At 44.7% G+C, this 25,559-nt stretch carries 21 protein-coding genes; 15 read left to right on the plus strand and 6 right to left on the minus strand.

The window, feature by feature from the left end; translation table 11 throughout:
• The first annotated feature begins 5 nt into the window (after positions 1 to 5).
• The 4 genes from ACHZA1_RS01725 to ACHZA1_RS01740 all read left to right on the plus strand — a co-directional run bounded on the left by ACHZA1_RS01725 (position 6) and on the right by ACHZA1_RS01740 (position 6,583).
• Entirely contained in the window at positions 6 to 2,360 is a 2,355-nt protein-coding gene (locus ACHZA1_RS01725) for a zinc-dependent metalloprotease (protein ID WP_320053516.1), read from the plus strand.
• Between the two features lie 79 nt (positions 2,361 to 2,439).
• Positions 2,440 to 4,632 (plus strand): S46 family peptidase, encoded by a 2,193-nt coding sequence (locus ACHZA1_RS01730; protein WP_320053517.1) that lies wholly within the window; start codon positions 2,440 to 2,442, stop codon positions 4,630 to 4,632.
• A gap of 174 nt (positions 4,633 to 4,806) precedes the next feature.
• Positions 4,807 to 6,063, plus strand: a complete 1,257-nt coding sequence (locus ACHZA1_RS01735) for a 4Fe-4S binding protein (protein WP_320053518.1) — start codon at positions 4,807 to 4,809, stop codon at positions 6,061 to 6,063.
• A gap of 124 nt (positions 6,064 to 6,187) precedes the next feature.
• Positions 6,188 to 6,583 carry a hypothetical protein gene (locus tag ACHZA1_RS01740; protein WP_320053519.1) on the plus strand — a complete coding sequence of 132 codons (396 nt, stop codon included), beginning with the start codon at positions 6,188 to 6,190 and terminating at the stop codon, positions 6,581 to 6,583.
• Positions 6,584 to 6,659: 76 nt separating this feature from the next.
• On the opposite strand, the gene ACHZA1_RS01745 is transcribed toward ACHZA1_RS01740, so the two are convergent.
• The 3 genes from ACHZA1_RS01745 to ACHZA1_RS01755 form a co-directional block, all read right to left on the minus strand.
• Positions 6,660 to 6,854: a hypothetical protein gene (locus ACHZA1_RS01745; RefSeq protein WP_320053520.1), complete on the minus strand. Its 195-nt coding sequence runs from the start codon at positions 6,852 to 6,854 to the stop codon at positions 6,660 to 6,662.
• Between the two features lie 974 nt (positions 6,855 to 7,828).
• On the minus strand, positions 7,829 to 8,098 hold the full coding sequence (locus ACHZA1_RS01750; RefSeq protein WP_320053521.1) for a hypothetical protein: 270 nt from the start codon (positions 8,096 to 8,098) through the stop codon (positions 7,829 to 7,831).
• A 244-nt stretch (positions 8,099 to 8,342) separates the two neighbouring features.
• Positions 8,343 to 8,741, minus strand: coding sequence for a hypothetical protein (locus ACHZA1_RS01755; RefSeq protein ID WP_320053522.1), 399 nt, complete (start codon positions 8,739 to 8,741; stop codon positions 8,343 to 8,345).
• A 354-nt stretch (positions 8,742 to 9,095) separates the two neighbouring features.
• Between ACHZA1_RS01755 and ACHZA1_RS01760 the strand changes: the two genes are divergently transcribed.
• From ACHZA1_RS01760 to ACHZA1_RS01790, 7 genes are all read left to right on the plus strand, one after another.
• On the plus strand, positions 9,096 to 9,476 hold the full coding sequence (locus tag ACHZA1_RS01760; protein WP_320053523.1) for a hypothetical protein: 381 nt from the start codon (positions 9,096 to 9,098) through the stop codon (positions 9,474 to 9,476).
• A gap of 162 nt (positions 9,477 to 9,638) precedes the next feature.
• Complete coding sequence (locus tag ACHZA1_RS01765; RefSeq protein ID WP_320053524.1) at positions 9,639 to 10,142, plus strand: hypothetical protein; 504 nt, start codon at positions 9,639 to 9,641, stop codon at positions 10,140 to 10,142.
• A gap of 272 nt (positions 10,143 to 10,414) precedes the next feature.
• Positions 10,415 to 10,828: a hypothetical protein gene (locus tag ACHZA1_RS01770; protein WP_320053525.1), complete on the plus strand. Its 414-nt coding sequence runs from the start codon at positions 10,415 to 10,417 to the stop codon at positions 10,826 to 10,828.
• Between the two features lie 113 nt (positions 10,829 to 10,941).
• Positions 10,942 to 11,304 carry a cation transporter gene (locus tag ACHZA1_RS01775; protein ID WP_320053526.1) on the plus strand — a complete coding sequence of 121 codons (363 nt, stop codon included), beginning with the start codon at positions 10,942 to 10,944 and terminating at the stop codon, positions 11,302 to 11,304.
• Between the two features lie 99 nt (positions 11,305 to 11,403).
• A complete protein-coding gene (locus ACHZA1_RS01780) occupies positions 11,404 to 15,246 on the plus strand; it encodes an efflux RND transporter permease subunit (RefSeq protein ID WP_320053527.1) in 3,843 nt (1,280 codons plus the stop codon).
• 6 nt (positions 15,247 to 15,252) lie between these two features.
• On the plus strand, positions 15,253 to 16,713 hold the full coding sequence (locus tag ACHZA1_RS01785; RefSeq protein ID WP_320053528.1) for a TolC family protein: 1,461 nt from the start codon (positions 15,253 to 15,255) through the stop codon (positions 16,711 to 16,713).
• Complete coding sequence (locus tag ACHZA1_RS01790; RefSeq protein ID WP_320054936.1) at positions 16,713 to 18,338, plus strand: efflux RND transporter periplasmic adaptor subunit; 1,626 nt, start codon at positions 16,713 to 16,715, stop codon at positions 18,336 to 18,338. The genes ACHZA1_RS01785 and ACHZA1_RS01790 overlap by 1 nt, the downstream gene beginning before the upstream one ends.
• A gap of 448 nt (positions 18,339 to 18,786) precedes the next feature.
• On the opposite strand, the gene ACHZA1_RS01795 is transcribed toward ACHZA1_RS01790, so the two are convergent.
• Positions 18,787 to 18,981, minus strand: coding sequence for a hypothetical protein (locus ACHZA1_RS01795; RefSeq protein ID WP_320053529.1), 195 nt, complete (start codon positions 18,979 to 18,981; stop codon positions 18,787 to 18,789).
• 206 nt (positions 18,982 to 19,187) lie between these two features.
• Between ACHZA1_RS01795 and ACHZA1_RS01800 the strand changes: the two genes are divergently transcribed.
• Genes ACHZA1_RS01800 through ACHZA1_RS01810 form a run of 3 tightly spaced genes read left to right on the plus strand, consistent with a single transcriptional unit; the run spans position 19,188 to position 20,441 of the window.
• Positions 19,188 to 19,958, plus strand: coding sequence for a hypothetical protein (locus tag ACHZA1_RS01800; protein ID WP_320053530.1), 771 nt, complete (start codon positions 19,188 to 19,190; stop codon positions 19,956 to 19,958).
• Between the two features lie 17 nt (positions 19,959 to 19,975).
• Positions 19,976 to 20,233: a hypothetical protein gene (locus ACHZA1_RS01805; protein WP_320053531.1), complete on the plus strand. Its 258-nt coding sequence runs from the start codon at positions 19,976 to 19,978 to the stop codon at positions 20,231 to 20,233.
• Positions 20,220 to 20,441: a hypothetical protein gene (locus ACHZA1_RS01810; protein WP_320053532.1), complete on the plus strand. Its 222-nt coding sequence runs from the start codon at positions 20,220 to 20,222 to the stop codon at positions 20,439 to 20,441. Before ACHZA1_RS01805 ends, ACHZA1_RS01810 begins: the two co-directional genes overlap by 14 nt.
• A gap of 1,230 nt (positions 20,442 to 21,671) precedes the next feature.
• Here ACHZA1_RS01810 and ACHZA1_RS01815 read toward each other — a convergent pair.
• Together ACHZA1_RS01815 and ACHZA1_RS01820 are read right to left on the minus strand one after the other, a co-directional pair.
• Entirely contained in the window at positions 21,672 to 22,310 is a 639-nt protein-coding gene (locus tag ACHZA1_RS01815) for an RloB domain-containing protein (protein ID WP_320053533.1), read from the minus strand.
• 3 nt (positions 22,311 to 22,313) lie between these two features.
• Positions 22,314 to 23,588: an ATP-binding protein gene (locus tag ACHZA1_RS01820; protein WP_320053534.1), complete on the minus strand. Its 1,275-nt coding sequence runs from the start codon at positions 23,586 to 23,588 to the stop codon at positions 22,314 to 22,316.
• 800 nt (positions 23,589 to 24,388) lie between these two features.
• Between ACHZA1_RS01820 and ACHZA1_RS01825 the strand changes: the two genes are divergently transcribed.
• Positions 24,389 to 25,120, plus strand: coding sequence for a hypothetical protein (locus ACHZA1_RS01825; protein ID WP_320053535.1), 732 nt, complete (start codon positions 24,389 to 24,391; stop codon positions 25,118 to 25,120).
• Positions 25,121 to 25,559: the final 439 nt, after the last annotated feature.

A 25,559-nucleotide genomic window follows, 5' to 3' on the forward strand; every position in this document is an offset into this window, starting at 1 on the left:
ACAGGATGATCACCAAACTTACGTTTGTGACTCTTACCCTTTTTACCCTGAGCGTAGGCAACTACGCTCAGGGTTCTAATCCCAAAAAGGAAAGATCGACCACAACATCTCCACTAGAACAAACCATAGAAAAGAAAACCACCTCTATACAAGATAAAGCGCATGTAGAGGCTGGATTTATTAGCGTACTTAAAGTAAAGGATAGCTACTACCTCGCGATTCCCGACAGCATACTTGGTAGAGACCTACTATTTGCTGGACGTGTAGAAAAGATTAGCAACAACAAACAAATATCAGCTGGCCAAATCCGTAAGGATCCAATCCTTGTTCGTTTCCAAAAAAAGGGAAATCGAATTGTAATAGAATACCCCCAAGACTACCGCATTGTTGACGAGAAAGATCCAATAGCCAAGGCTATTGACAAAAATAACATCACCCCAGAGTTTCAGTTCTTCGACATTGAGGAGACTACGGGTAACAACTCTTACATCATTGATGTAACCAAATTCTTTGCCGACGAGATAGCGTATGTATCTCCGCTCGATGGCAAAATTAAATCGGGACGCCTAGAAACTAAAGGTGTACAGGTTATACGTATGAGCGTTAACGACCAAACCTTAGAGGTTAGCACGGTTCTACCTTTTGTTAGCGAAAGAGATGCCTCAAAAATCATCCTCCGCTATTCGCTCTACCTGCTGCCCAAAGTACCCATGATGGCTCGTGCCAACGACGACCGTATCGGGTTCTTCTCAAAGTCAAAACGTATCTACGAATCGGGACAACCTGTATCTACCCAACAGCTTATTTCCCGCTGGCGCATTGAGCCTAAACCAGAAGATGCAGAGAAGTACAAGAGAGGTGAATTAGTAGCTCCTGCTAAACCCATCATCTTCTACATCGACCCTGTAATGCCTGCCAAATGGCGCTCGTATGTTAAGCAAGGCATTGAAGACTGGAACAAAGCTTTTGAAAAAATAGGATTCAAAAATGTAGTAGAAGCGAAGGACTATCCCCAGAACGATGCTTCGTTCGACGAGTTTAGCTTCCGACACAACTGCTTCCGATACCTCCCCGTTGAAGATGCCAATGCCAGCGGAGAAATATACTACGACCCCCGATCTGGAGAGATCGTTCGTGGCGACATATTCTGGTACCACAACGTTATTAAGCTGCTGCAGGAATGGCGTTACGTACAAACAGCGGCAGCTGACCCCAAAGTTCGCACCCTTAAACTTGATGATGCTACCATGGGAGAGCTTATCCGCTATGCAGTAGCCCACGAAATGGGGCATGTACTGGGATTACAGCATAACATGCGCGCGTCGTATGCTTTCCCCGTTGATTCCTTGAGATCGGCAGCCTTTACACAAAGGTACGGCACTACTGCTTCTATTATGGACTATGCCCGCAATAACTATGTGGCGCAACCAGAGGACAAAGGGGTTAAATTCACCCCTCCCATCTTAGGCGATTTCGATTACTTCTCCATAAAGTATGGCTATAAGCCAATACTAAGCGCCACCTCAACCACTGAGGAGGTACCAACCTTAGAGCAATGGTTTAAGAACAACGGAAGCGATCCTAAATATCTTTATAGTGGTGCCGCTGTGGCTAAGGTTATGCCAGATCCTTCATCGCAAGCCGATGCCCTTGGCGATGATGCCGTAAAAGCATCGACCTACGGAATAAAAAACCTAAAGGTGATTATCAAGAATACGGCAAAATGGCTTTACAAGGAAACTGAGACTCCTGAGATTTACGATAATACCTATGCGGCTATATTTAAGCAATACTCCAAGGAACTAGGTCATACGCTGAGCTACCTAGGAGGAGTTTACGAATTTGCTGGAACAATTGGCGACATAAAAGCAAAAAGAAAGGCGGTTGATGCTGAAAAGCAGCGCGAAGCGCTCGCCTTTGCCGTAAACGAAATTCGCAACATTGGCTGGCTAAACGAACCATCGCTAATCCCCTACATCGGCTCTAAAACCGATATGCTTTTCCAAAAGCAGAACGATGTGGTAGATGATCTGTTGGGCAATTTCATCCCCTCGCGAATCATTGCCAACGAAGGATTGGGATGCACCTATACCATAGAGCACTACTTCAACGATCTTTCGAACTGTATCCTTAAAGCAGGAGCTGCCAACGATCGGTATGTTCAGAACCTACAGATATGTTACGTGCAAAAGTTAAAGGCACTATCTGAAAATAAGGAACAAAAGGGAACAATACTTTCGGCTGCTATATATGCACAGATAAGTAGTGTAAAGGGAATGCTAACATTAAGGGCTGAAAAATCGACAAATGGAACGGAGAAGAAGCAGATAGCATACCTTCTTCAAATTCTGAAATCGTAGTACTTGTTACACCAAAACTGGCTGCCCTGCGTTTTCAGGGCAGCACTACCCAAATCTTCCACAAAAACAAATTCAAACTATGAGACATTTTAGCATTGGACTATCTGTCCTACTGCTTCTGCTTTTAAGCATTCCCTCCAAGGCTGATGAGGGATTTTGGGTTCCTTCGTTGCTAAGCAAGTACCGAATGGAGGATATAAAAAAGGCTGGATTTAAGCTGACAAAGGAGGATATATACAGCATCAACAAAAAGTGCATTAAGGATGCCGTTGTTGGACTTTCCTCTGAAGGAATGGGACTAAAGAATTTCTGTACGGCATCGTTTGTATCGGGGAAGGGGCTTTTAACGACCAACTACCACTGCGTGATGCGCTATATTGAGCAATACTCTAACCCCGAGCACGACCTGCTTGCCAACGGATATTGGGCAGACACCACCACCCGCGAGCTGCGCTGCTTCGAGCTGAAGGTTAACCAGCTCGTAGAAATCCGCGATATCACCAAAGAGATAACCGCCGGACTCGAAAAACTCTCCGCAGCCGATTATGATCGCCAACTTGATATCCGTGGTAAAGAAATCGTGGCAAAGGCAACGAAAGGAACCAAGCTAGAAGGAGGGATTACCGCCTTCATGGGAGGGAATCAGTACCTACTTGCCCTATACAAAGTATTCGAAGATGTACGTTTGGTAGGCGTTCCACCTATTTCGCTTGGCAAATTCGGTGGCGATTCCGACAACTGGCAATGGCCCAGACATACCGGCGACTTTGCCTTTCTACGCGTATACGCCAACAGCGACAACAACCCCGCAAAATGGCGTACAACCAACCAACCCTATAAGCCAAATCACTTTCTTCCTATTAGCACTAAAGGTCTCAAAGAAAATGATTTTGCAATGGTAGTAGGCTTTCCCTCGTCATCACGCCGATACATTCCCTCGTTTGCGCTCGAGCAAATTGTTAAGGACGATAACCAGCACCGAATTGCCATTTGCGAAGCTAAGATGAAGATCATGAGCGAGGCAATGGAAACCGACGCCAACGTAAAGTTTCGCTACACCACCCGCATGAGCTCCATGATGAATAAGCTGCTTAAGTGGAAGGGAGAACTCTACGGGATAACCGTTAATGGCATCGACAAGAATCGCCTAGCCGAAGAAGAGGAGTTCACCAAGTGGGTTAACGCTTCGCCCGAGCGAATTGCAAAATATGGCGGGGTGCTCGACAGCTTAAGGGTTAAGTATAGGATTCTCTCGATGTATAACCGAGCCGATCTTTACTTCAACGAGGCGGGAATTAACGGTGCCGAGGCGGTACCCTTTGCCGGAAAGTTCGAGAAGCTGGTAAGCATTGTAAAAAGCGGCCGTAAATCATCGGCAAAGGCAGCCGAAGGCGAAGCCCGCCATCTTAAAACCCTGCTACCCCAGATATACAGCAACTGGAATACGGACATCGACCAAAAGGTGTTTGGCAAACTGCTGGGCATGTACTACAAGAACCTGCCCAGCTACTTCCACCCCGAATATATGGTAGAGGTAGGCAAAAAGTACAACGGCGACTTCGAAAAGTTTGCCGAAGATGCCTTCAAGTCGACCATACTTACCGATTCGAGCAAGGTATCGTCGTTCCTAGACAGCGTTGGTACCAAGGGGATCGACATGCTAACAAACGATCCGATCTATAAAATGGCGATTGGCCTATACATGACCAACGTAAATAAGATTATCCGCCAGCGAGCAAAGGCACAGGACGAGAACGGCTTTTTCTATACTCGTTATCTTGCCGGCATTATTGAGATGCGCGGTTTGGATAACCTGTACTCCGATGCGAATAGCACCATGCGCATATCGTACGGGAAAGTTAAGGGTGTAAGCCCTAACAATGGAGTTATCTACAGCTGCAGCACAACTGCCGATGGCATGTACGAAAAGCGAATGAAAAATTCAGATAATGCAGACTACAAAATGCCCGTAAGGCTAAAGGAACTCATCGAGAAGAAAGATTTCGGTAAATACTTCAAGGGAGATAAACTGCCCATTTGCTTCCTTTCTTCCTCGCACACCTCTAGCGGAAACTCCGGCAGCCCGGTTATTGATGCCAAGGGTAAGCTCATCGGCATTAACTTCGATAGGATTTGGCAGGGGGCGTACTCCGACTACCAATATACGGAGGAGAACTGCCGCAACATCTGCGTGGATAGCCGATTCATCCTATTCTTCCTCGAGAAGTTTGCAAAATCAGACTATATCCTAAACGAACTAGTAGTTCAATAATATTAGCAGTTTGTAGAAAGAAAAAGCTGTCAAAGAGATCAGGACGTCGGGGTGCGAACATCATGCTTTAACACTCTTCGTTATCCGTTATTGGATTAAGCACTGCTACGATTTCTGACTTGGCGACGGCTTTTTTTTAATTCACCTACTGCGTAAACCAATCATCCAATTGCCATGAAACTTGCGAACCTAAAGGCTAAGCTACCCCAGCTGGTTGTTCTCCTCTCCATTGTTGCCCTTATCGGAATCCGTACGGCCGAGAATGGTAGCGACTTGAGATCGAAAATAGCATCAGCCCCCAACACCGAGGTGCTAGCCTGCCTTAAGGCAATCCTCCCCGAAGCCGCCTCCATCGAAAGCGATGGTGTAGAGCAGTGGATCGTAAAAGATCGGAACAATGGCGCCATCGGGAAAGCGGTGATCGCGCAGCAAACCACCAGCAAGATTATCGGCTACAGCGGCCCCGTGCCCCTGGCAATTCTGCTCGACAGAAACGACAAGGTGACGGGGGTTGCCCTGCTACGCAACGACGAGACCCCCGAATTTGTGGCAACCGTAAAGGAGAAGGGATTCCTGACACAGTGGAACGGACTTTCGGCCAGCGATGCCGTTGCCAAGAGCTGGGATGCGGTATCGGGGGCCACCTACTCCTCCACCGCCATTGGCGAAACGGTGAAGCAGCGCCTAGCCGAGTACAGCAAGGCCTCGGCCGTTGCCCAAAAAGCCAGCATGAAGAAGATTATCAGCTACGGCTCCATTCTGCTGGTGCTCCTGTACGCCTTAGCCTTCTACTGCTTCCCCAAGAAGCTGAGCAGGTACCGCATCACGCTGATCGTTCTATCGGTTGGGGTATTGGGCGTGGCCTACGGCTCGTTCCTCTCCATCAAGCTGATTGGGGGATGGTTCATCCAGGGGATATCGCTGAAGAACCAGATCATCTTCCTCACCCTGGCAGCACTTGCCATTCTGCTTCCATTCTTCTTTGGAAAGAACTTCTACTGCACCTATGTGTGCCCCTTTGGCGCATCGCAGGAGCTGCTGGGAAAGCTTAACCCCAAGAAGCTGGAGCTGCCCAAAAGCGTAACCGGCATTCTCGCCCGTACCCGAACCAAGGTAATGCTCATTGTGCTGGGCATCGCCATATTTGGATCCACCATCGACGTTACCGGAGCCGAGCCCTTTACGCTCTTCTTCTTCGCCTCGGCATCAAAAGGGGTGGTAGTAATGGCAGTAGCCTTCCTGCTGCTCTCCATTGCCATTCCGCGCGCCTGGTGCCGCTTCTTCTGCCCTACCGGCGCGCTTATCGACTTCTTCCGCAAGGAGGCGAAGGATATCTTCCCCAAAAAGGTGACCTTCCAAACCCACCTGATTGCTCTTGCGGTTGCGGCGGCAGCGGTGCTCCTCTTTCTGGCCTCCGTAATTTTTGCGTAGAACGATACTGAACGGATAGGCGGTCTTCAAACGACCATTTTAAGCCGAAGCGCATCCTAGAGATATGGCACTCGAAAGCGCTAGGCGACTAAGCAAGCATTAACATGATTAATTATAATTTGCTATGATGAGAAAGTTTTTACTAGTAACCCTATTTTTCGTTGGGGCGATTATTGCTCAGGCCGGCAAGGTAGAGCTTGCCAATATGGCCAAGAACGCTTCGAAGCTTGCAGGGAAGAAAGTTGAATTTACGGGAATGGTTTACTCCGTTTGCCCCAAGAGCGATAAGCGAATATTCGTATCGCCAGAGAACGATAGAACGGTACGCATGGCCGTGGTGCTAAAGAGCGGATCGGCAGCCAGCTTCAGGGGAAAAAAGGTAACCGTTAAGGGCGTGCTAAGAAAGGTTGGATATGTTGCACCTAAGCCCTGCGGCCGATGCGATGGCGAAACCTGCGCTAGAAGCGTATCCGAAGAAAGCGCAGCCTCGTACTACGTGGAGGCTAGCGAGGTAAAGTAGCTTGTGAGGAATGCCATATTCATAAAAAAAGAAAGCGTAGCCGCAGCTACGCTTTCTTTTTTTATGCACCTAAGTGCTACTTCTTGCTATCCTTTTTTGCTTTAGGGGCTGCTTCGTTAACCTCGAAGCCGTACTCGGTGAGCTTTTTAGTCTGGTCGGGATAGGTGGCATTAACCACATCGCGAACCGAGCGCAGGAATTGCTCCACCTTCTTTGCCTCTGCGTTGCGGAGCTCGAATACATTCAAGCCAAAAATAGAAGAAAAAGCCATCGGCGAATGCAGAAATCATTTCCTAAAGCGAGGAAGCCATTCCTGCTCATAAAGAGCACACATCCTCCCCTGCTCGCCGTAGAATGAACGCACGAGGCTGGCTCATTTTGGCTACGCCGTGTTCAACTTCGCTACGGTTGTAAATACGTAGAACATAAGTAGCGGTCTTAGTCTGCCATTAAGCGGTAAGCTTGCACCAACACATAAAAGCGGGGCTACCATCAACGGCTGCGCTCGCTTACGCTCCTTGGAAAACTTACATGTAATTGATACCTTCCGCCTCCGAATACGGCCAGAGGCCGCGCCAAACCAAGCGTAGCGAGGATGCAGCGCTTAGCGGAGGGGTTAATTGCAGGCAAGAGCCTGCGGGGATAGATTCGACTTAGGCAGGAGCCTAAGCCGAACTGAGGCCGAACTGATGTAAAAAAAGATTACAGATCAATCAAAATAGACGAAAAATAAATTTCACAATAATACTATGGGTACATTAAGGCAAGATGGTAATCGCAATTTTAAGTTGCTTTACTATGTATTTATCACATGCTTATTCTTCTATATTTTAGGAGTAATCGATTTTATTATAGTTGAACTAACTAATTCAACTATATCAGTATTATTACCTAGCCAAATACATAAAATCTTGTTTTTTTTTATACTATTTGGTTATTTGTTGTTGCTATTACAATTTTTAGTTACTCTTGCTTATTTTTGGTTTGCAAAAACCAAAATATATAAATATAGAGTAATTATAACTCTAAGTATAATATTTCTTTTTGTTTTACCCATATATATTGGACTAGCATGTATGGGTGAAAATCCAAGGAGAATCTCGCATTAAGCCAAGTTTATTTAAACGCACTATATTCGCCTCAGTTAAGCAGAGGCTACCGTCAGCGCACATTCGGCGGTCGGCTTTGCCGCCGTCGAGCTATGGTGGCAGGCTTTGCCTGAGTGAGAAGCAGGTGGTTATGCAGCTATAGCGGGCTTATACCACCACTAAAGGCAAACATAAAAAACACATAAAGCGCAGCCCCAGCAAATGGCTGCGCTTGGCGTATTTGCTGGTGGGCTTTACCGGGAGTAGATGCATTTGTTGAGCCTTCAGATGCATCTATCGCACTAAAAGATGAATCTATTGAGTCTTTAGATGCATCTTTCACACTAAAAGATGTATCTGTTGAGTTTTCAGATGCATCTATTGCTCTAAAATATGCATCTGTTGAGTCTTTAGATGCATCTTTCACACTAAAATATGTATCTGTTGAGTTTTTAGATGCATCTTTCGCACTAAAATATGCATCTGTTGAGTTTTCAGATGCATCTATCGCACCAAAAGATGCATCTAATCGATTCAGATATTTATCAGTTAAGCAGAGGCTACGATCAGCGCACGTTCGGCGGTCGGCTTTGCCCCGTCGAGCTATGGTGGCAGGCTTTGCCTGAGTGAGAAGCAGGTGGTTATGCTGCTATAGCGGGCTTATACCACCACTAAAAGGCAAACATAAAAAACACATAAAGCGCAGCCCCAGCAAATGGCTGCGCTTGGCGTATTTGCTGGTGGGCTTTACCGGGAGTAGATGCATTTGTTGAGCCTTCAGATGCATCTATCGCACTAAAAGATGAATCTATTGAGTCTTTAGATGCATCTTTCACACTAAAAGATGTATCTGTTGAGTTTTCAGATGCATCTATTGCTCTAAAATATGCATCTGTTGAGTCTTTAGATGCATCTTTCACACTAAAATATGTATCTGTTGAGTTTTTAGATGCATCTTTCGCACTAAAATATGCATCTGTTGAGTTTTCAGATGCATCTATCGCACCAAAAGATGCATCTAATCGATTCAGATATTTATCAGTTAAGCAGAGGCTACGATCAGCACACATTCGGCGGTCGGTTTTGCCGCTGTCGGGTTATGTTGGCAGGCTTTGCCGGAGTAGATGTTCTTGTTAGCGGTAGTTTTGCGAAACGGATAGGAGAACAACAAAAATATAAAAGCGGAGCTACCATCAACGGCGGCGCTCGCTAATGCTCCTTGGAAAACTTACATGTAATTGATACCTTCCGCCTCCGAATACGGCCAGAGGCCACGCTAAACCAAGCGAAGCGAGGAGGCAGCGCTTAGCGAAAGGGGTAATTGCAGGCAAGAGCCTGCGGGGATAGATTCGACTTAGGCAGGAGCCTAAGCCGAACTGAGGCAACTAACTGCTTTAATTCATGCTCAACCTAAATGAAAAAGTATGTCAGAAATAAAAATATATGATCCTATCAATTTGGAACTTTCGATTATTGAAATTGACAATCTAATGCCATCTTTTAAAATTGAAATGCGGATATCTCTATCAGAATTGAAAGGTGAGTCTAAATTGATAGTTACGTTTTGGGTTTCAAATGAATCTTGGGATAGATTTATTGAAGATCCTTATAATGGGCTTGTGGATTTTGATGAAACTATAAGATTATTAATAATTCAAGGAGAAATTGGGGATTACTTCTTTGAAGTAAATACCTCTTTTCAAACTATAACAAAAGGAATATATAGTATTTTAAGGGTTACAATAAAAGAGGAAGAGAAAAATGTATTACTAGACAAATTTAAAAGCATTACTAAATGGTGGTAAGTTGTAGATTTTTCTTGGATAACCTATTAATTGCAGTCTATAAACAGATAATTAGTAAAGTCGAAGAGGCAACCGAAACATAGTGAAGTTTGGCGTAGCCAATATTCAACAGGCCTTGAGCGTTGGTGTAGATTACGGAGAGAAGGGTATAATAACTTAACTATGATGGCAATAAAAAAAAGCAGAATACTTATCATACTTACTGTGTTGATGTTAATTAATACGAATATCCATTCTCAGAATAAACAAAATATACCTGATTCGCTTTTGAATAATACCATCGTAAATGTTGAATTAGTAAAAGATAGTTGTGGTATTGGATTCTTAGTAAAGAATGAATTGTCTGATACGATATTGCTTAGATCTTCATTTTTCGTAGATGATCCAGCCAAGCCATCTCATATTTTAATATATTATTGTTTACATGATAAGAATAGCAATACGATAAACTGCGACTATGGTTATGCAACAAATACTTCAATTCCACCTGTTGTTTTGGAGTTTTTCAACAGAAGGGTTGCTATTCCTCCAAAAAAAGAGATCTATTTTCCCTTATCCATTCCTAGTTATGATAATTCTACTATTTTTTTGAAAGTACAATTAGTTCTTCTCCAAAAGGAAAAACTGTGGTATGAGCGAAAGACTACAAACTCAATTCAAATATAGAATTATTCTATAATAGCATACCTTTTCTAGGCTCTGCTCGCCTTAGAATAAACGCACGAGGCTCGGCGCATTTTGGCTACGCCGAGCTCCGCTTCGCGACGGTTGTAAATGCGCGCGAACTTAAGTAGCGGTTTATAACCGCTATTAAAATGCAAAAAGCATGACAGGCTGAAGCCAGCAGCCCCAAACGGCCACGGGAAAAGATTATCGTTAAAAAAAATCAGATAGCAGGGATTATACAATTTTATTGTTTTCTTGCATATTAAAGTAAGATGAAGAAATTTCTATCCATATCGTTTGCGCTGCTGATCTTCCTTTCAGGGATGCACCTCTCTATAGCCGCTCATAGCTGTGGCGGAGAGGTGGCGGCTGTGAAATGGTCTTTCTCTGAACAGAAGGCATCTTGTGGTATGGAAGATGATTCTTCTAGTTGTCCCGTACATAATGGCATATCATCAAGCTGCTGCCACGATGAGGTAGCCGTGTATGCTGTTGACAATAGCTACAGCCCTACTTCTTTTCATCTTGACTTAGGGAAACAGCCATTGCAGGTTGTTGCTTTACCTGCAAGTATTTCTACTCACACATTAGCATTTTACACATCACAAAACAAGGAAAGCAAACCGCCTGATGAATTATCAACCAGCATGGTTAGCTTGACAGATATTTGTGTTTTCCGTATTTGAATCTTCTTAGACTAAATGTGTTTGGGGGATGTGCTTATGCTCATTTGCCAACGCATTGCCGTTTCCGTATATTTCGTTTTGAATTACTATTAAACACGTTAAAAGTTAAGAAGATGAAAACAGTAAAAATCGTATTAGCAGCTATTATTGTTGCTGCTTTGAGTATTACCTCATACGCTCAAAAGCACGACCATTCCAAAATGGTTGCTACAAAAACTGCAACCATAAAAGTTTGGGGTAGCTGCGAGCTATGCAAAGCGCGCATAGAAAAAGCCGCAAAAATTGAAGGAGTAAGTAAGGCTGATTGGAATGTTGATACCAAGAAGCTAACCTTAGTCTACAACCCGTCGAAGGTAACTAGCGATGAAGTTCAAAAGAGAATCGCTGCTGTAGGCCATGATACTGAGAAGTATAAGGCTAACGACAAAGCATATCGTAGCTTACCCAGCTGCTGCCGCTACGTTAGGAAGAAGTAGAGAATAAGAAGGTTTTGTATTGGAATTTTTTTATCACTAGTATGCTGAACTTGTTTTAGTTCGGCATACTAGCTATCTAAACTCTTAACGTATTGCTCAATGTTTAATAGACTCGTAAAGTATTTTCTTGAGAATAGGCTTGTAACGTTTATATTCCTGATAGCCTTTGTGGTGCTTGGGATCGTTTATAGCCCGTTTAGCTGGCAAACAGGCCTCCCCCGCAATCCAATACCTGTTGATGCCATACCTGATATTGGCGACAACCAGCAAATTGTGGCCACCGAATGGATGGGGCGTTCGCCAAAAGATATTCAAGATCAGGTTACCTATCCGCTAACAACTGCCCTACTTGGCATTCCCGGCGTAAAAACGGTGAGAAGCACCTCTATGTTTGGAATGTCGTTCATCTATATCATTTTTAAGGATGATGTTGAGTTCTACTGGAGCCGTTCTCGTATCCTTGAAAAGTTAAATTCGTTGCCAGCAGGTACATTGCCCGCAGGAGTAACACCAACATTAGGGCCAGATGCAACTGCGCTGGGGCAGATTTACTGGTACACACTTGAAGGACGAAATCCAAAGACGGGCAAGCCCAATGGCGGCTGGAGTCCACAAGAATTGAGAACCATACAGGATTTTTACGTAAAGTACGGACTTTCAACCGCCGAAGGTGTTTCGGAGGTTGCATCGGTAGGCGGATTTGTAAAGGAATATCAGGTGGATGTAAATCCAGAAGCGCTTAAGGCCTACAATGTTTCGGTAATGGACGTAATGAATGCCGTTCGCAAAAGCAACCTTGATATTGGAGCCGAAACCGTTGAACTCAACAACGTGGAGTACATCATAAGAGGCTTGGGGTACGTAAAGAACCTAGAAGACTTGGACAACTCCGTGATTGCGGTTCGAAATAGTACGCCTGTGCGCATAAAAGATGTAGCGCATACCTCTTTTGGACCAGCAACAAGGCGCGGAGGGTTGGATAAGTCCGGAGTCGAAGCAGTTGGGGCGGTGGTGGTTGCTCGTTACGGTTCGAACCCCATGGAGGTGATTAGCAATATCAAAGATAAGATTAAGGAGATTGAACCCGGGTTGCCGCAAAAAACGCTGCCCGATGGTAGCGTATCGAAGGTAACGGTCGTTCCCTTTTACGATCGTACCGGATTAATTAAGGAAACTATTGGCACACTTGAATCGGCGCTATCGCATGAAATCCTTATCAGCATCATCGTAATCATTGTGCTCGTGCTCAACCTTAGAGCATCCATAATTGTTGCCGGATTGTTGCCTATCGGGGTACTGATGACCTTCATCCTGATGCACCTATTTGGGGTTGATGCTAATATTGTAGCGTTATCGGGTATAGCAATTGCCATTGGTGTAATGGTAGATATTGGAATTGTAGATGTCGAGAACATACTGAGACACCTCGAGATGCCCGAAAACAAAGGGATTAGAGGCAAGAAGCTGATGTCGGTAATCTATCAAGCAACAACCGAGGTACGATCGGCTGTAGTAACCTCTATTGCTACTACCATAATAAGCTTTCTTCCTGTATTTGCCATGGAGGCTGCAGAAGGTAAGCTATTCCATCCGCTAGCATTTACCAAAACATTTGCCCTGCTATCGGCATTTATCCTTGGGATAGTGGTGCTGCCTACCCTAATGCATATCTTCTTTAATGTTCGATTCAACACCACGAAGATCCGCAAGTACTGGAACTGGAGCTTAATTGTTGCAGGACTAGCACTGCTTACCCTATGGCATACCTGGCCTATTTTGGCTTTAACAGCGATTGGAATAAACAACCTGCTCGACCATCGTTGGTCGGAGAAACGCAGAGAATACCCCAGCTATATAACCATAGCGATTACCGTGCTTGTTGCTATATACTACCTTTCTATCGAGTGGTTGCCTTTGGGTGCACACAATAGCGCTTTGGTAAACTTTCTATTTGTAACAGGAATAGTTGGCGTTATCCTTACAGCACTTATGGCTATGGTACACTTCTACGAGCCTATTCTGCGCTGGGGCTTAGGTAACAAGCGAAAGTTTCTTTTGCTACCAGCGTTTACGCTGTTCTTTGGAATCCTCATTTGGCTTGGTATTGATCGAATAGCGGGTTTTGTAGCAACAGGTTTTGAAAAGGTAGGCTGGAATAGCTTTAGGCAAACATCTGTTTGGAGAGGTACGGCAAATGCGTTTCCAGGTATAGGGAAAGAGTTTATGCCATCGCTCAACGAAGGTTCTTTCCTACTTATGCCAACCAGCATGCCACATTCGAGCATCGAAAAGAACCTAGAATATGTTGAAACGCTGGATAGGAGGCTTTCTGCAATTCCAGAAGTAGAAATTGCTGTCGGTAAATGGGGACGTGTAAATTCTGCACTTGATCCTGCACCTGTTCAAATGTTCGAGAATACGATCAACTATCGACCCGAATACATTCTAGACGAAAACGGGCATCGTATGCGCTTTAAGGTTGATAGAGATGATAACTACGTCTTAAAGAGTGGGAAGACATACAATCCTAACAAAGAGGGATTTCGGGTCATTCCAAAGGATAGCCTAGTCTTTGACAGTAAGGGAGAATACTTTAGGCAGTGGAGACCCGAAATAAAACGTCCGGTGGATATCTGGAACGAAATCGTTAAGGTTACCAATATTCCCGGCTTAACCTCTGCTCCTAAGCTTCAGCCAATTGAGACTCGTCTGGTAATGCTCTCGACCGGTATGCGAGCCCCCATGGGCTTAAAGGTGTATGGCCCCGATTTGGAAACCATACAAAAGGCGGGGCTGATGTTTGAGCAGGAGCTAAAGAAAATTCCCGATGTAAAGCCATCCTCGGTATTTTACGACCGCTCGGTGGGTGCTCCATACATCGAGGTAAAGCTAAACCGTGAAGCAATGGCACGATACGGAATGAGCATTAACGATGTGCAGGAAGTACTACAGGTTGCCGTAGGCGGAATGGCGTTGAGCAATTCGGTTGAAGGGCGAGAGCGATTTCCAATGCGTGTACGTTACGCACGAGAACTTCGCAATACCCCTGAAGATTTGAAGCGTATCCTAATACCCTCAATGAATGGGGTGCAGGTTCCACTAAGCGAAATTGCAGATATAAACTACACGCAAGGAGCGCAGATGATACGCAGCGAAAATACTTTCTTAGTTGGTTATGTCATATTCGACAAGGAAGAAGGGAAAGCCGAAGTAGATGTTGTTGAAAATGCGAACAAAATTTTAAAGAAGAAGATTGATTCGGGGGAAATTAAGCTACCACCAGGTGTTTCGTACAAGTTTGCAGGAAACTACGAGCAGCAGATTCGGGCAACAAAGAGGCTTTCAATAGTTATTCCGATCAGCCTTATAATGATATTTATGCTGCTTTACTTCCAGTTTAGAACAGTTACGGCATCGTTTATCCATTTCTCTGGAGTATTTGTGGCTTTTGCAGGGGGCTTTATTATGATGTGGCTATACGGGCAAGATTGGTTTATGAACTTCTCCGTAGCCGGAATAAACCTGAGAGACATGTTTCAAATGCACCCCATAAACTTGAGCGTCGCGGTGTGGGTTGGCTTTATTGCCCTATTTGGAATTGCAACCAACGATGGGGTGATAATGGGTACGTACATCCATCAGGTATTTGAGCAGAAGCATCCGTCTACCGTCGAAGAGGTACGCGAGGCGGTGGTTACAGCAGGCCTTAAACGTGTTCGACCAGCAATGATGACAACTGCAGTCGCTGTTATTGCACTACTACCAGTGCTCACCTCTACAGGAAAGGGTGCAGACATCATGGTTCCTATGGCCATTCCAGCCTTTGGAGGCATGGTAATACAGGTAATGACCGTATTTGTGGTGCCCTTATTTCAATCGATGTGGCGAGAGTGGGCTGTAGGCCGAAAGAACATGGATGTTGTTGAACCAAATAACGATTAGGCAGGTATGAAAACAATAGGAAATAAAAAGATACTGTTCGCAATCGTGATGATTAGCTGTAGCATTACAGCCAGAAGTCAGCAACAATCCGATTTGCTGATGCATTACCTTGAGATTGCCGCAAAAAACAATCCTACTGTAATGCAGAAGTTTAGCGAATACCAGGCTGCACTGCAGAAGGTACCACAAGCAGGTAGCCTTTCTGATCCTGAGGTAAGCATTGGTTTCTTCCTAAAGCCGATGGAGGTTTTAAGCGGAAACCAAGTTGCCGAAATTCGCTTTATGCAGATGTTTCCTTGGTTTGGGGTGCTTAAATCTGCTAAGGATGAGATGAGCCTGATGGCAAATGCGAAGTACGAATCGTTTCGTGATGCAAAGCTGCAGACCTTTTATGACGTACAGCGTATTTGGTATGAGCTGTATAAGGTAAAACAGAACATCCACATTTCGGAAAAGAACATTGATATTTTACGTGCTGTTGAAAGACTTTCGTTGGTAAAATATAAAGCACCTCCAGCAGGAGGCGGGAGTCCTTCCACTCCTAAAAGCGTACAGGGAGGATCACCCCAGAGCGCCTCTTCGGGCTCGTCGGGAATGCAAGGCTCGGGAGGTGGTTCGGGCAGCAGCATGGGGGCAGGTGCCGCTCCGTCATCTTCGCCAATGCAGAGTAGCCCAATGGGGGGACAGGCTGCTGGTTCAGGGTTATCCGATCTATACCGCATACAGATAGAGATTGGAGAGCTGGAAAATAGCATTGACCTCTTAAAGAATCAGCAGGTCACTATTGTTGCCCGATTTAATACCACCTTAAATAGGTCAGTAAGAATGCCGTTGATGCTACCCGACACTCTTTATGCTGAATTTATTAATCCTCAACTACTCCAGGTAACAGATAGCCTATTTGCCAGTAATCCAATGCTGGGAATGCTCGGTTACGAACAAAAGTCGTTGGAGGCCCGAAAGAAGATGGTTACACGCATGGGATACCCTATGGTTGGGTTTGGTGTCAACTATACCGTAATCAGCAAAAGCACAATGTCGACTTCTCCGATGAATGGTAAGGATATGGTTATGCCAATGATTACAGTAACCCTGCCTATATACCGTAAGAAGTATAAGGCAATGCAAGCTGAGGCAGCATTAATGAAAACGGCAACAGAGCAAAACTATCAGGCTACTGCAAATGCTCTACAAGCCGAATACTACGAAGCCGTTCAGCTATACCAAGATGCACGGCGAAGGATGAACCTTTACGCTGCGCAGGGGCAGCTAACAAAAAAAACGCTTGATATTATGCTCAGAAGTTTTGCAGCATCTGGCACCGAATTAACTGACATTCTACGGGTGCGCCAGCAATTGCTCGATTATGAGATAAAACAGGTAGATGCTGTTGTAGATAACAATACCGCAGTGGCATGGCTTAACCGATTGATGGCAGTAACACAAAATCATCAAACCAATCAATGATAAGAAAAATGGAAAAGATACTTTCACGTAAATATGTACGATATGGTCTATTCGCATTGGGTGGACTATTCTTGGGATGGCTGCTATTCCACTCTAATGGGGGAACAGATAGTAAGCACACCCATATAGCCCAAGCGCGCAAAGCGACAATTTGGACATGCTCCATGCACCCTCAAATACGTATGACGAAACCCGGGAAGTGCCCAATCTGTGGAATGGATCTTATTCCTTTGGTACAAGGAGGGGCTGTAGAAGATTCCGAGGCTATACGCTTTACCAAGGAGGCCACTGCGCTTGCCAACGTACAAACTACGGTAGTTTCGCGCCAACAACCGGTAAAAGAGCTTCGATTGTACGGGAAGCTACAGGCTGATGAGCGTCTTTTGCAAAATCAGGTTGCCCATATTCCCGGTCGTATCGAACGATTGTTGGTGAACTTTACCGGGGAACCTGTACGAAAAGGACAAGCCTTGGCTCTCATTTATTCACCCGAGTTGGTCACGGCACAACAAGAACTCCTAGAGACTGCAAAAGATAAGCAGCAACAGCCTGAATTGTACCAAGCAGCGAAAGAGAAGCTGCACCTATGGAAGCTAAGCGATAGGCAGATTGCCCAAATTGAAAGCATAGGAAGGATAAAGAATAACGTTGAAATAACAGCTAATACATCGGGCATTGTTACTGGAAAGCGCGTAAGCAACGGCGATTATGTTAGCCAAGGGATGGTCCTATTCGACATTGCAAACCTCTCTTCTTTATGGGTAATGTTTGATGCCTACGAAAGCGATCTTCCGTTTATAAAGAAAGGGGACAAAATTTCGTTTACCATTCAGGCATTACCAGGAGAAAGTTTTGAAGGTGCTATCAAGTTTATAGATCCAGTAATCGATCCAACCAATAGAGTATCTAAGGTTAGAGTCGAAATTGGGAACCATACGGGGAAACTTAAACCCGAAATGTTTGCTACAGGTATCATAAAGGCCAACCTTAGCGAATATAAGAACAAAATAGTGGTACCCTCTTCAGCAGTTTTATGGACTGGCAAACGTTCGATAGTGTATGTTAAGCAGCCTAATACTGAAGAGCATATATTCAAAATGCGCGAAATAGAATTGGGTCCTAAGCTAGGAGATAGCTTTGTTGTAGAAGGGGGATTGTCTGATGGCGAGCAAATTATCACCCAAGGAACGTTTAGCGTTGATGCTGCTGCCCAACTAGAAGGTAAGCCCAGCATGATGAATAGCGATGGCGGAAAATCTTCTGCCGAACATAACCACGGCAGCATGCCGGGAATGGATATGTCTTCCACAGGTAACCAATCCTCAAAGCAAGCAACAACTTCAGCAAAAAGAATGGCAACGATTCAGCATGCTACTTTTAAGGTTTTTGGTAACTGTGAGTCTTGTAAGAAGCGAATTGAAGATGCCGCCAAATCGGTAAAAGGGGTTGTACTTGCATCTTGGAACATGACAACAAAGAAGATTCAGGTAGAGTATGACGCCACAAAAACAGGCATTGATGTCATTCATAGTGCTATTGCAAAGGTTGGGCATGACACCGATAGGCAAAAGGCCAACGATAAAACGTACAATGCATTACCTAACTGTTGCCTTTATCGCAAATAGAATTTAGCAAGTAGATGCAGATCTCAGTGTTAGTCGTAAAACTATATAGTCTTGATGATATCGGAAATTACCCTCAAAATTCATATTGTAAAGCGCAAATGTCCAGTTTTATACAAGGGAATCGGTGCGTTAAGTAGAGCCGATAAAAAATGACGTACAAAATTTGCGGCTTGAAGGTTGGGAATTGGGGTAGAAAAATGAAATGGGGTGAAAATACAAAGCCCTGTAAATCGAATGGTTTACAGGGCTTTGTTGTGCTTTGATGTTGTGGTCTGCGGAGAGGGAGGGATTCGAACGAGGTTTGTAATGGGTGGAAAATTAGGGTGTTAAATTGAGCTTTTTAGGGTCGTTCACCGAATTGGTGTCTTTGAATTTGGGATTTTTTGATGACTTAGGGATGCGATGATGGCGGGCAAAGTGGCTCTTTTTTGCCGATTCTCCTTTCCTTTTATCGGAGGTAGGCCTCAACGGTTTCCTCGGGAATGCCGGTAAAGGCGGCAAACTCGTGAACGGTGATGAACTGGTGCTCGTCTTTCCGGTTTGCCTTACGGATTTTGGTGAGCAGCATTCTGCCGTAACGCTCGCTCTTGCCCGTTATGAACTGGATGTCCTTGGGGTAAATGACTACGCGTGCCTGCTTCATGTTGGGGTATGCTTTATGTAGGTTTGATGTATGGCGCATCCCTGGCTTATCCGTGGAGTTGCCTAACCCAAAGTTACAAAAAAATGGGCTGCCTGATTCGGCAGGATGGGTAAAAAAGCGACGATAACGACCAGTATCGGAAGCGGTTAGTTTTATTTCTTGGCTACGCTTTGTAGCTTGCCCCTGTTCACCAAAATTTTTAGGATATGGCAAAACAGGAAGGACTAATTAAGCTGAAGGGAACGGTCGGAGACCTCTCCTTCTACAAGACCAAGGATGGGCACCTCGCCCGCATGAAGGGCGGCGTGGATGGTGCTCGCATCAAGAGCGACCCGGCGTTTGAGCGCACGCGCGAGAACGGTGCGGAGTTTGGGCGATCCGGCAAGGCGGGCAAGCTGCTGAGGGATGCACTGCGCAGCTTCATCAGAAACGGCTCCGATAGCCGCATGACCAGCCGCCTAACGGGCGAGATGATGAGGGTGGTAAAAGCCGACGGCACCAGCACGCGCGGCAAGCGCAACGTGCTGGACGGCGAGCTGGAGCTGCTGGAGGGGTTCGAGTTCAACAGCAACGCCAAGCTAGGTACCTGCTACTTCAGGAAGGTGGCCTCGACGATTGACCGCACCGAGGGTAAGGCGACCGTAAGCTTTGGGGTGATTACGCCAAAGAGCGATTTCGGGGCACCGGAAGGTGCTACCCACGTGAGGCTGGTGTCGGGTGTGGCCAAGGTAGACTTTGAGGCGGGCACCTTTGAGGTAAGCGAGGCTCAGCCCTACCTGGTTAGCGTGGCCGCTGCAGAGCCCACCAAGGAGGCGATATCGCTAAATAGCACCTTTGCCAAGGCGGAGACCAAGCCGCTGTTTCTGGTGCTGGGCGTGGAGTTTCTTCAGCTGGTCAACGGCGAGCTCTACTCGCTGAAGAACGGTCAGTACAACTCGGTATCGCTGGTTAAGGTGTCTGGCCTAGCGCAGCCTTAACCCTAATCCTACGGTAGATGGAGAATTCGGCGCCCTACTTCTACGCCCTGATCTCGGTGCTGCTGGCCGTTGTGGCCTACTTCCTTCGGCAGCTGCTAGCTGACTTCAAGCGGGTGGAAAAGGACGTTACGGAGGTCAAGTCGACCATGGCGCTGATCAAGGCGGAGTTCAAGGGGATCAACGAGCTGATGAACCAGCGGATTGAGTTTCTGGAGCGCCGGATTCACCACCTCGAATCGATCATCTTTAAAACAAGCGAGCATGAAGGGAAATGAGCTGGGCCTGGCCAAGCGTGCAGCGGCCCCCACCCCCAAGTTCTTTAGAAGAGTTCGTACCATCGGGCTCTGCCTAGCCGCCGTTGGCGGTGCGATTATCGCCAGCCCCGTTGCGCTGCCGGCAGCCGTTGTAACCGTTGCGGGCTACATCACCCTAGCGGGTGGCGTTATGACGGCAGTAGCCCAGGTGTCGGTTGAAGGCGAGTAGCACACGAGCGATAAGCCGCAGCAGCGGTAATGCGCAAAACCTTTTTGAGAGGATTTCCACGATTGGGAGTCCTCTTTTTTTGTTCGGGTAAACCTCAACACGGCTGATTGCAGCGGTAAGGTTGATAGTCCGAGCAGAGGTAGCCCTCATCAACCGATAGCGACCAGCAAAGGGAGTGGAGCGCCGGGTCAAGGTTTTTTCGGAAAATACTACCTGAGCCGGAGGCACGAAGGCGAGGGTGGAGATTTTGCGAAAAACCCGTAGGGCTTGACCTTGACGCATAGGCGCGGAACGACTTACATTTCGTATCGGCTGGGGAGGGCGGGAGTTTTAGACGATAGATATTAGACATTAGATTTTAGAGTTACAACGATAGGGAAACGCTGAGTGTCTTTTAGCGGGGTGAATAAAGGGCGGTTTTGGAGGGGGTGGCCGATGGTGTCAAGGGTGCTGGGGGTTTTGGGCAAGGGTGGCGAGGGAGGAGCCGATGTGAGGCGCGGAACGGGGTGGCGACTGCGGAGGGAGGAACGAACGGAGCAGCGACAGACCGGTGGAGCAACGAACAGCGGTGAGGCCTGAGCCACTTTTGCCGTGGGGTGCCGAGGTGGCGGACAAAAGGTAGCGAAGCAGCACCGACCGCGGCGACGGGCTTGCGAGAAACGAGCATGGGCTGGAGCCAGGGAGGAGCGGATGAGCGAACGTTGGCCGCTACCGCAGGCACATGATAGATGCGCTGCCCTAAATTCCCCCTCCAAAACTGCACCGCTGAAAGGGTGGCGGGGAATGCTGTGGTCTTTGAATTTAGGGGCGGTGGGCGGGCGAGGGGCTGTTTTGGGGGCTACTTTGCATAATGCGGTTATAGGATAAAGGCGCAGCCCGGAGCGAAGCGTAGCCCCTTGGGGTTTGTACTATAACATCGCGTTATGGTAAAGTAGCTTCCGTTGGCAGAAGCCTGGCGTGAGCAGCAGGGGCCGGGGGAAAGCTGCGCCTTTTTGCTCGGCAGCCGTAGCGAAGGGCTGCTGGGATGCCCGAAGGAATTGAGGGCATTGGAGCAGACCGAAGCGAAGGGTGCCGAATGCAAAAAGCATGACAGGCTGTAGCCAAAGGCCCCAAACAGCCCCGGGGAATCTCCGAAGAGAACAGGGAGTAAAGTGTAGAGTGATATAGTGGAGTTGAAAATCAATTATGGCGAAAAGGCGGCTACCCGAAGGGAAGGAGCCGCCTATGCGTTTATTGGGAGGATGGTGTGATTTCTTTAAAGAAATCGGACATCTCGCTATAGGTATAATCTCGATTATCTTGAAGTTTAGAAGAAACTGACTTTGTAGAGTTTGCTAAAGCTGTTGTAAAGTTTCCTTTGCAATCTTTGGTGATTAGCCTATGGAGACCTCTCGCTTTGATAAAGAAGCGTTCACTTTTTTCATATGAGGGGATGTAAGTTTTAAGGCTTCTTTCCAACTCGGAATAACTGCTAAATTTCCGTGTAGTATACTGGAAATGGTAGAGAAACCAAAGTTCGAGACAGCGTTCGGTTTCGAAGAAAACAATTTTACTTTCTAACCCTTTTTTTTTGTTTTTAATAATTTTGTTGTGATAACGATCCTTCAACTTGGAATACATGGCTTTATTTTGAGCGTTAGCCTTGTTGTCCATGTCTATTAAACAAAGAATTTTTGGGTAGCCTAATTCTATACACTCTTTGATCTTACGCTCTAAGTAATCAAAACCTTCTGAATATTTTGGAAGTTTAGGTTCGAGATTAACACCTACAAAATCTTTTACTGATTGCAGATAGTATTGTTCAGTAATACCTTCACCAATAACTGCAACAGATATGCGTTGTGGTTGAACTTTACGTTTTAGCACCATTGGTTAATCCTCCAAGAAAAGTGAACCTGTAGAAGGTTTAGCGCCTAAGCGACCTGAGCGGTAGGCGTTGTAAAGAGATATGTTTTTGTGAAGGCCAAAATCGGCAGCGGAGTAGAATTCAGATGCTGCAGATTGCCTATTTTTCTCGGCAAACCACACCATATCGCGGCGAATAAAGTCCTCGTCTAGCAACTGCTGGTTGTGGGTGGTTACAATAAGCTGCGCTTCGTTGGAGTTGAGCAAAAAACTAGACAGGAAGTAAATTAACAGGTCGTAGTGTAATTGGTCCTCTACCTCATCAATCATGTAGATATGATTACCATTTATCATATTGAATAACTTGTCGAGTAAGGTAAAATACTGGATAGTCCCCTTTGATTGAAGTCCTGAGATTAGAGGGAAGGCACCTTCATTTGTAGTGTGTGAAAATTCTACAACCTCTCTTGTTTCGCTTAATAGGCGTTTTTTTTCAGATGATGGTATAGTATCATTTTTAGAGATAGCCTCCCTAATATTCGGAGGTAGGTCGTACTCTATTTCTACAATATCTAGGTTGGATATATTGAAATCTGCTTTTTTTATGGCATCAAGAAAGAATCGTTTTTTGTTGGGGCTTTCTAAGATAGACTTGGTGATGTCAATAAATTTGAGGTTTTCGAAAACACCGTGTACGGTGTTCTTGAGCCACTTATAGACAATGCTAAAAGGTTCTGCATCAACTGTTATCTTTCCAAAGGTAGATAGAACAGTGTGGTTGTGTAAGGTATTGGCTATAATGATGTCTTTAGCCTTAGCGGACAGACCAAGAAGGTCACCAAACTCAATTTTTGGGGCATCACTTTCTTCTGATGCGGTACGAATATAGAATCTTGAAAGAATGCCGTTAGGAGCATACTTCATTTCTTCAGAAATTATTTGGTTTTCGTTATAAGAAACGGAGTACTGATACTTGATAGAGTTGATATAGAAAATGGCAGAGAGTACAGTTGGTTGCTCAATACTTTTATTATCAAGAAGGAACGGATAACGTTCAATAGAAGCCTCTTTATTTGATTTGGGATAAAATAGGAGGCTCCAAAGTTGCTGCATGGCAAAAAGGAGGTTGGTTTTACCAGATGCGTTAGCACCGTAAAGAATAACCAACTTTAGTAGGCGTAAGTTTGGCTTTACCTCGTGGGTAAGGAGTTCCTGAGAAGATGCATCCTTTGAAGCGACGAAGGATATGGTTTGCTTCTCGCGGATAGAGTAGATATTTTCGGCAGAAAACTCCTGTATCATTGATTTATGCTTTAAAATGGTAAATTACTTACAAATATAGACTGCAAAACTGGAATATGGTAGTTTTGTTCAGAAAATTTTCCATGTAATATGGAAAATCTACCATATGGATGATGTGTTAAATAGCAATAGCCCCTGATAAGTCGTAAAAACTCTTAAAAAGCGAAAGTGTAAAAAATGGGAGTTGTGGTGAAGTTTGCCAAAAACAAGTAGATAAGGGGGATTAGATAAGCATCTGATACCAGCCAATAAATAGCAGAAGGTGTTTTAAAAGGCGTATGCCTGTTGCTAATACATTCGATTGCGATTAAAAAACGCTACTTAAGTTCGACGGCATTACAACCGTAGCGAAGCGGAGCTCGGCGTAGCCAAATGCCGCCGAGCCTTGAGCGTTTGAATTATAGTACGGTTGGCGAGGAAAATGCAGGCAAGAGCCTGCGGGGATAGATTCGAATTAGGCAGGAGCCGAAACCGAACTGGGGTTGTAAACTGCGAGATAGATTCGCTATAAGTTGAAACCTAGGTGAACGGAGGGGAAAGAACCGCAAATAGATTGATCTTGAGTTAGAGTCTAAGAAAAAAAAGATACAGAGCGGATTAAACTACACCTATCAAAGATGAATGAAAAAAGAAGTTCCTTTTCATTTATGCAAGACTGATTTGTGTAATATTTTTTACATAAAAAAAATGATTGTTTGCACAAGTATGGAATATATTGTGTAAAACAAAATTTGATGAAGGAATTTTGTTATTACATTTCTATTCTTGGGTTGCTTAATGCAAATTAAAAAATTAAGATTATGACTTCAATTTCAAAGTGTTATGCACATAAAATAAATAAGCATTTCCTAAAGTATCATGCTACTTGGATTCCTATAGAACCTGTAGAACTTGGTGATTATGGGTTTATGCGAAATGGTGTTTTTATTTCTGAAGGAAATATTTATATCGATAATGAGCTAAAACTTAGAAAGAGAACGATAAAACCTCATTGCGATAACACTATTTTATATTGCGAAAAATCTTGTAACATCTCAGATCTAGATATTTCTGCTTCTCATGTCATAAAAGGAAATTTAGTTGTTGGATTCAATAAAGGCCATTCTATTTTTTTCAAAGCTTCTGGGATAAGTTTTAATGATATAAAAAACAAGGATGAATTATGTAAGCATCTTATCGATCGTTTTAAACGCAATGCTTGGTATTTAGATTACCATGTTGTAACTCGAGTAGAAAAATTTGACAATGCTATTATTGCAATTTCAGATAACCAGAAGTCTAAATTTAAACTTGAACTATCGGCTTCTTGTATAGAAAATCTTAATATTGAAAGTCCTTCTGCAGGTTTTAAATTTAAAGATAAATCAAATATTGAGCATGTGTATGAAGTACACAATGGGTCGGTAATGCTAATGTTGTCTAAACTTGAAGATATAAGAACAAAAGGATTAGTACTTAAAACCATTTGTTATGAATCACGGAAAGAACGATTTGTAAATATGTTCCGATCACATTCTTCTATGTATTCATAGTTCCATATTTTCAATTCTAACATTATTCAACTAATACAAATAAACTAATACAACATGCAACATCTTTCGTCAAATCATAAGGCCAAGAATACTTTTGGCTAAATTAGGCATATTAATTTTTATGTAATAGAGAGGAAGTGCAGATAGAAATGAATAGCATACTTTAAGCTACTCGAAAGGTATACACCGTCTATTGTTTTATGATAACAAAGTCATGGCGAGGTAGGGAATGGTGGGGTGAAACACAATAGACAAATTTCACTAAACTATTACTTAGGGGGAAGATAGGCTAATGATTGTATACAAACCTGAGTAACTTGGAGCATGGGAATCTGCGATTAAGCGGATTGATAAAGGTTAAAAACCGCTACAAAAGTTCGACGGCATTACAAACGTAGCGCGGCGGAACTCGGCGTAGCCCCAAATACTGCCGAGCTTT

It is taken from the genome of uncultured Acetobacteroides sp. (assembly GCF_963667355.2).
Lineage (GTDB): Bacteria > Bacteroidota > Bacteroidia > Bacteroidales > ZOR0009 > Acetobacteroides.

Excerpts from the sequence above, each read along its gene's own strand:
- ACHZA1_RS01725 (WP_320053516.1), top strand. The coding sequence starts at position 6 with ATGATCACCAAACTTACGTTTGTGACTCTTACCCTTTTTACCCTGAGC.
- ACHZA1_RS01730 (WP_320053517.1), top strand. The coding sequence starts at position 2,440 with ATGAGACATTTTAGCATTGGACTATCTGTCCTACTGCTTCTGCTTTTA.
- ACHZA1_RS01735 (WP_320053518.1), top strand. The coding sequence starts at position 4,807 with ATGAAACTTGCGAACCTAAAGGCTAAGCTACCCCAGCTGGTTGTTCTC.
- ACHZA1_RS01740 (WP_320053519.1), top strand. The coding sequence starts at position 6,188 with ATGATGAGAAAGTTTTTACTAGTAACCCTATTTTTCGTTGGGGCGATT.
- ACHZA1_RS01745 (WP_320053520.1), bottom strand. The coding sequence starts at position 6,854 with ATGGCTTTTTCTTCTATTTTTGGCTTGAATGTATTCGAGCTCCGCAAC.
- ACHZA1_RS01755 (WP_320053522.1), bottom strand. The coding sequence starts at position 8,741 with ATGTGTGCTGATCGTAGCCTCTGCTTAACTGATAAATATCTGAATCGA.
- ACHZA1_RS01760 (WP_320053523.1), top strand. The coding sequence starts at position 9,096 with ATGTCAGAAATAAAAATATATGATCCTATCAATTTGGAACTTTCGATT.
- ACHZA1_RS01765 (WP_320053524.1), top strand. The coding sequence starts at position 9,639 with ATGATGGCAATAAAAAAAAGCAGAATACTTATCATACTTACTGTGTTG.
- ACHZA1_RS01770 (WP_320053525.1), top strand. The coding sequence starts at position 10,415 with ATGAAGAAATTTCTATCCATATCGTTTGCGCTGCTGATCTTCCTTTCA.
- ACHZA1_RS01775 (WP_320053526.1), top strand. The coding sequence starts at position 10,942 with ATGAAAACAGTAAAAATCGTATTAGCAGCTATTATTGTTGCTGCTTTG.
- ACHZA1_RS01780 (WP_320053527.1), top strand. The coding sequence starts at position 11,404 with ATGTTTAATAGACTCGTAAAGTATTTTCTTGAGAATAGGCTTGTAACG.
- ACHZA1_RS01785 (WP_320053528.1), top strand. The coding sequence starts at position 15,253 with ATGAAAACAATAGGAAATAAAAAGATACTGTTCGCAATCGTGATGATT.
- ACHZA1_RS01795 (WP_320053529.1), bottom strand. The coding sequence starts at position 18,981 with ATGAAGCAGGCACGCGTAGTCATTTACCCCAAGGACATCCAGTTCATA.
- ACHZA1_RS01800 (WP_320053530.1), top strand. The coding sequence starts at position 19,188 with ATGGCAAAACAGGAAGGACTAATTAAGCTGAAGGGAACGGTCGGAGAC.
- ACHZA1_RS01805 (WP_320053531.1), top strand. The coding sequence starts at position 19,976 with ATGGAGAATTCGGCGCCCTACTTCTACGCCCTGATCTCGGTGCTGCTG.
- ACHZA1_RS01810 (WP_320053532.1), top strand. The coding sequence starts at position 20,220 with ATGAAGGGAAATGAGCTGGGCCTGGCCAAGCGTGCAGCGGCCCCCACC.
- ACHZA1_RS01815 (WP_320053533.1), bottom strand. The coding sequence starts at position 22,310 with ATGGTGCTAAAACGTAAAGTTCAACCACAACGCATATCTGTTGCAGTT.
- ACHZA1_RS01820 (WP_320053534.1), bottom strand. The coding sequence starts at position 23,588 with ATGATACAGGAGTTTTCTGCCGAAAATATCTACTCTATCCGCGAGAAG.
- ACHZA1_RS01825 (WP_320053535.1), top strand. The coding sequence starts at position 24,389 with ATGACTTCAATTTCAAAGTGTTATGCACATAAAATAAATAAGCATTTC.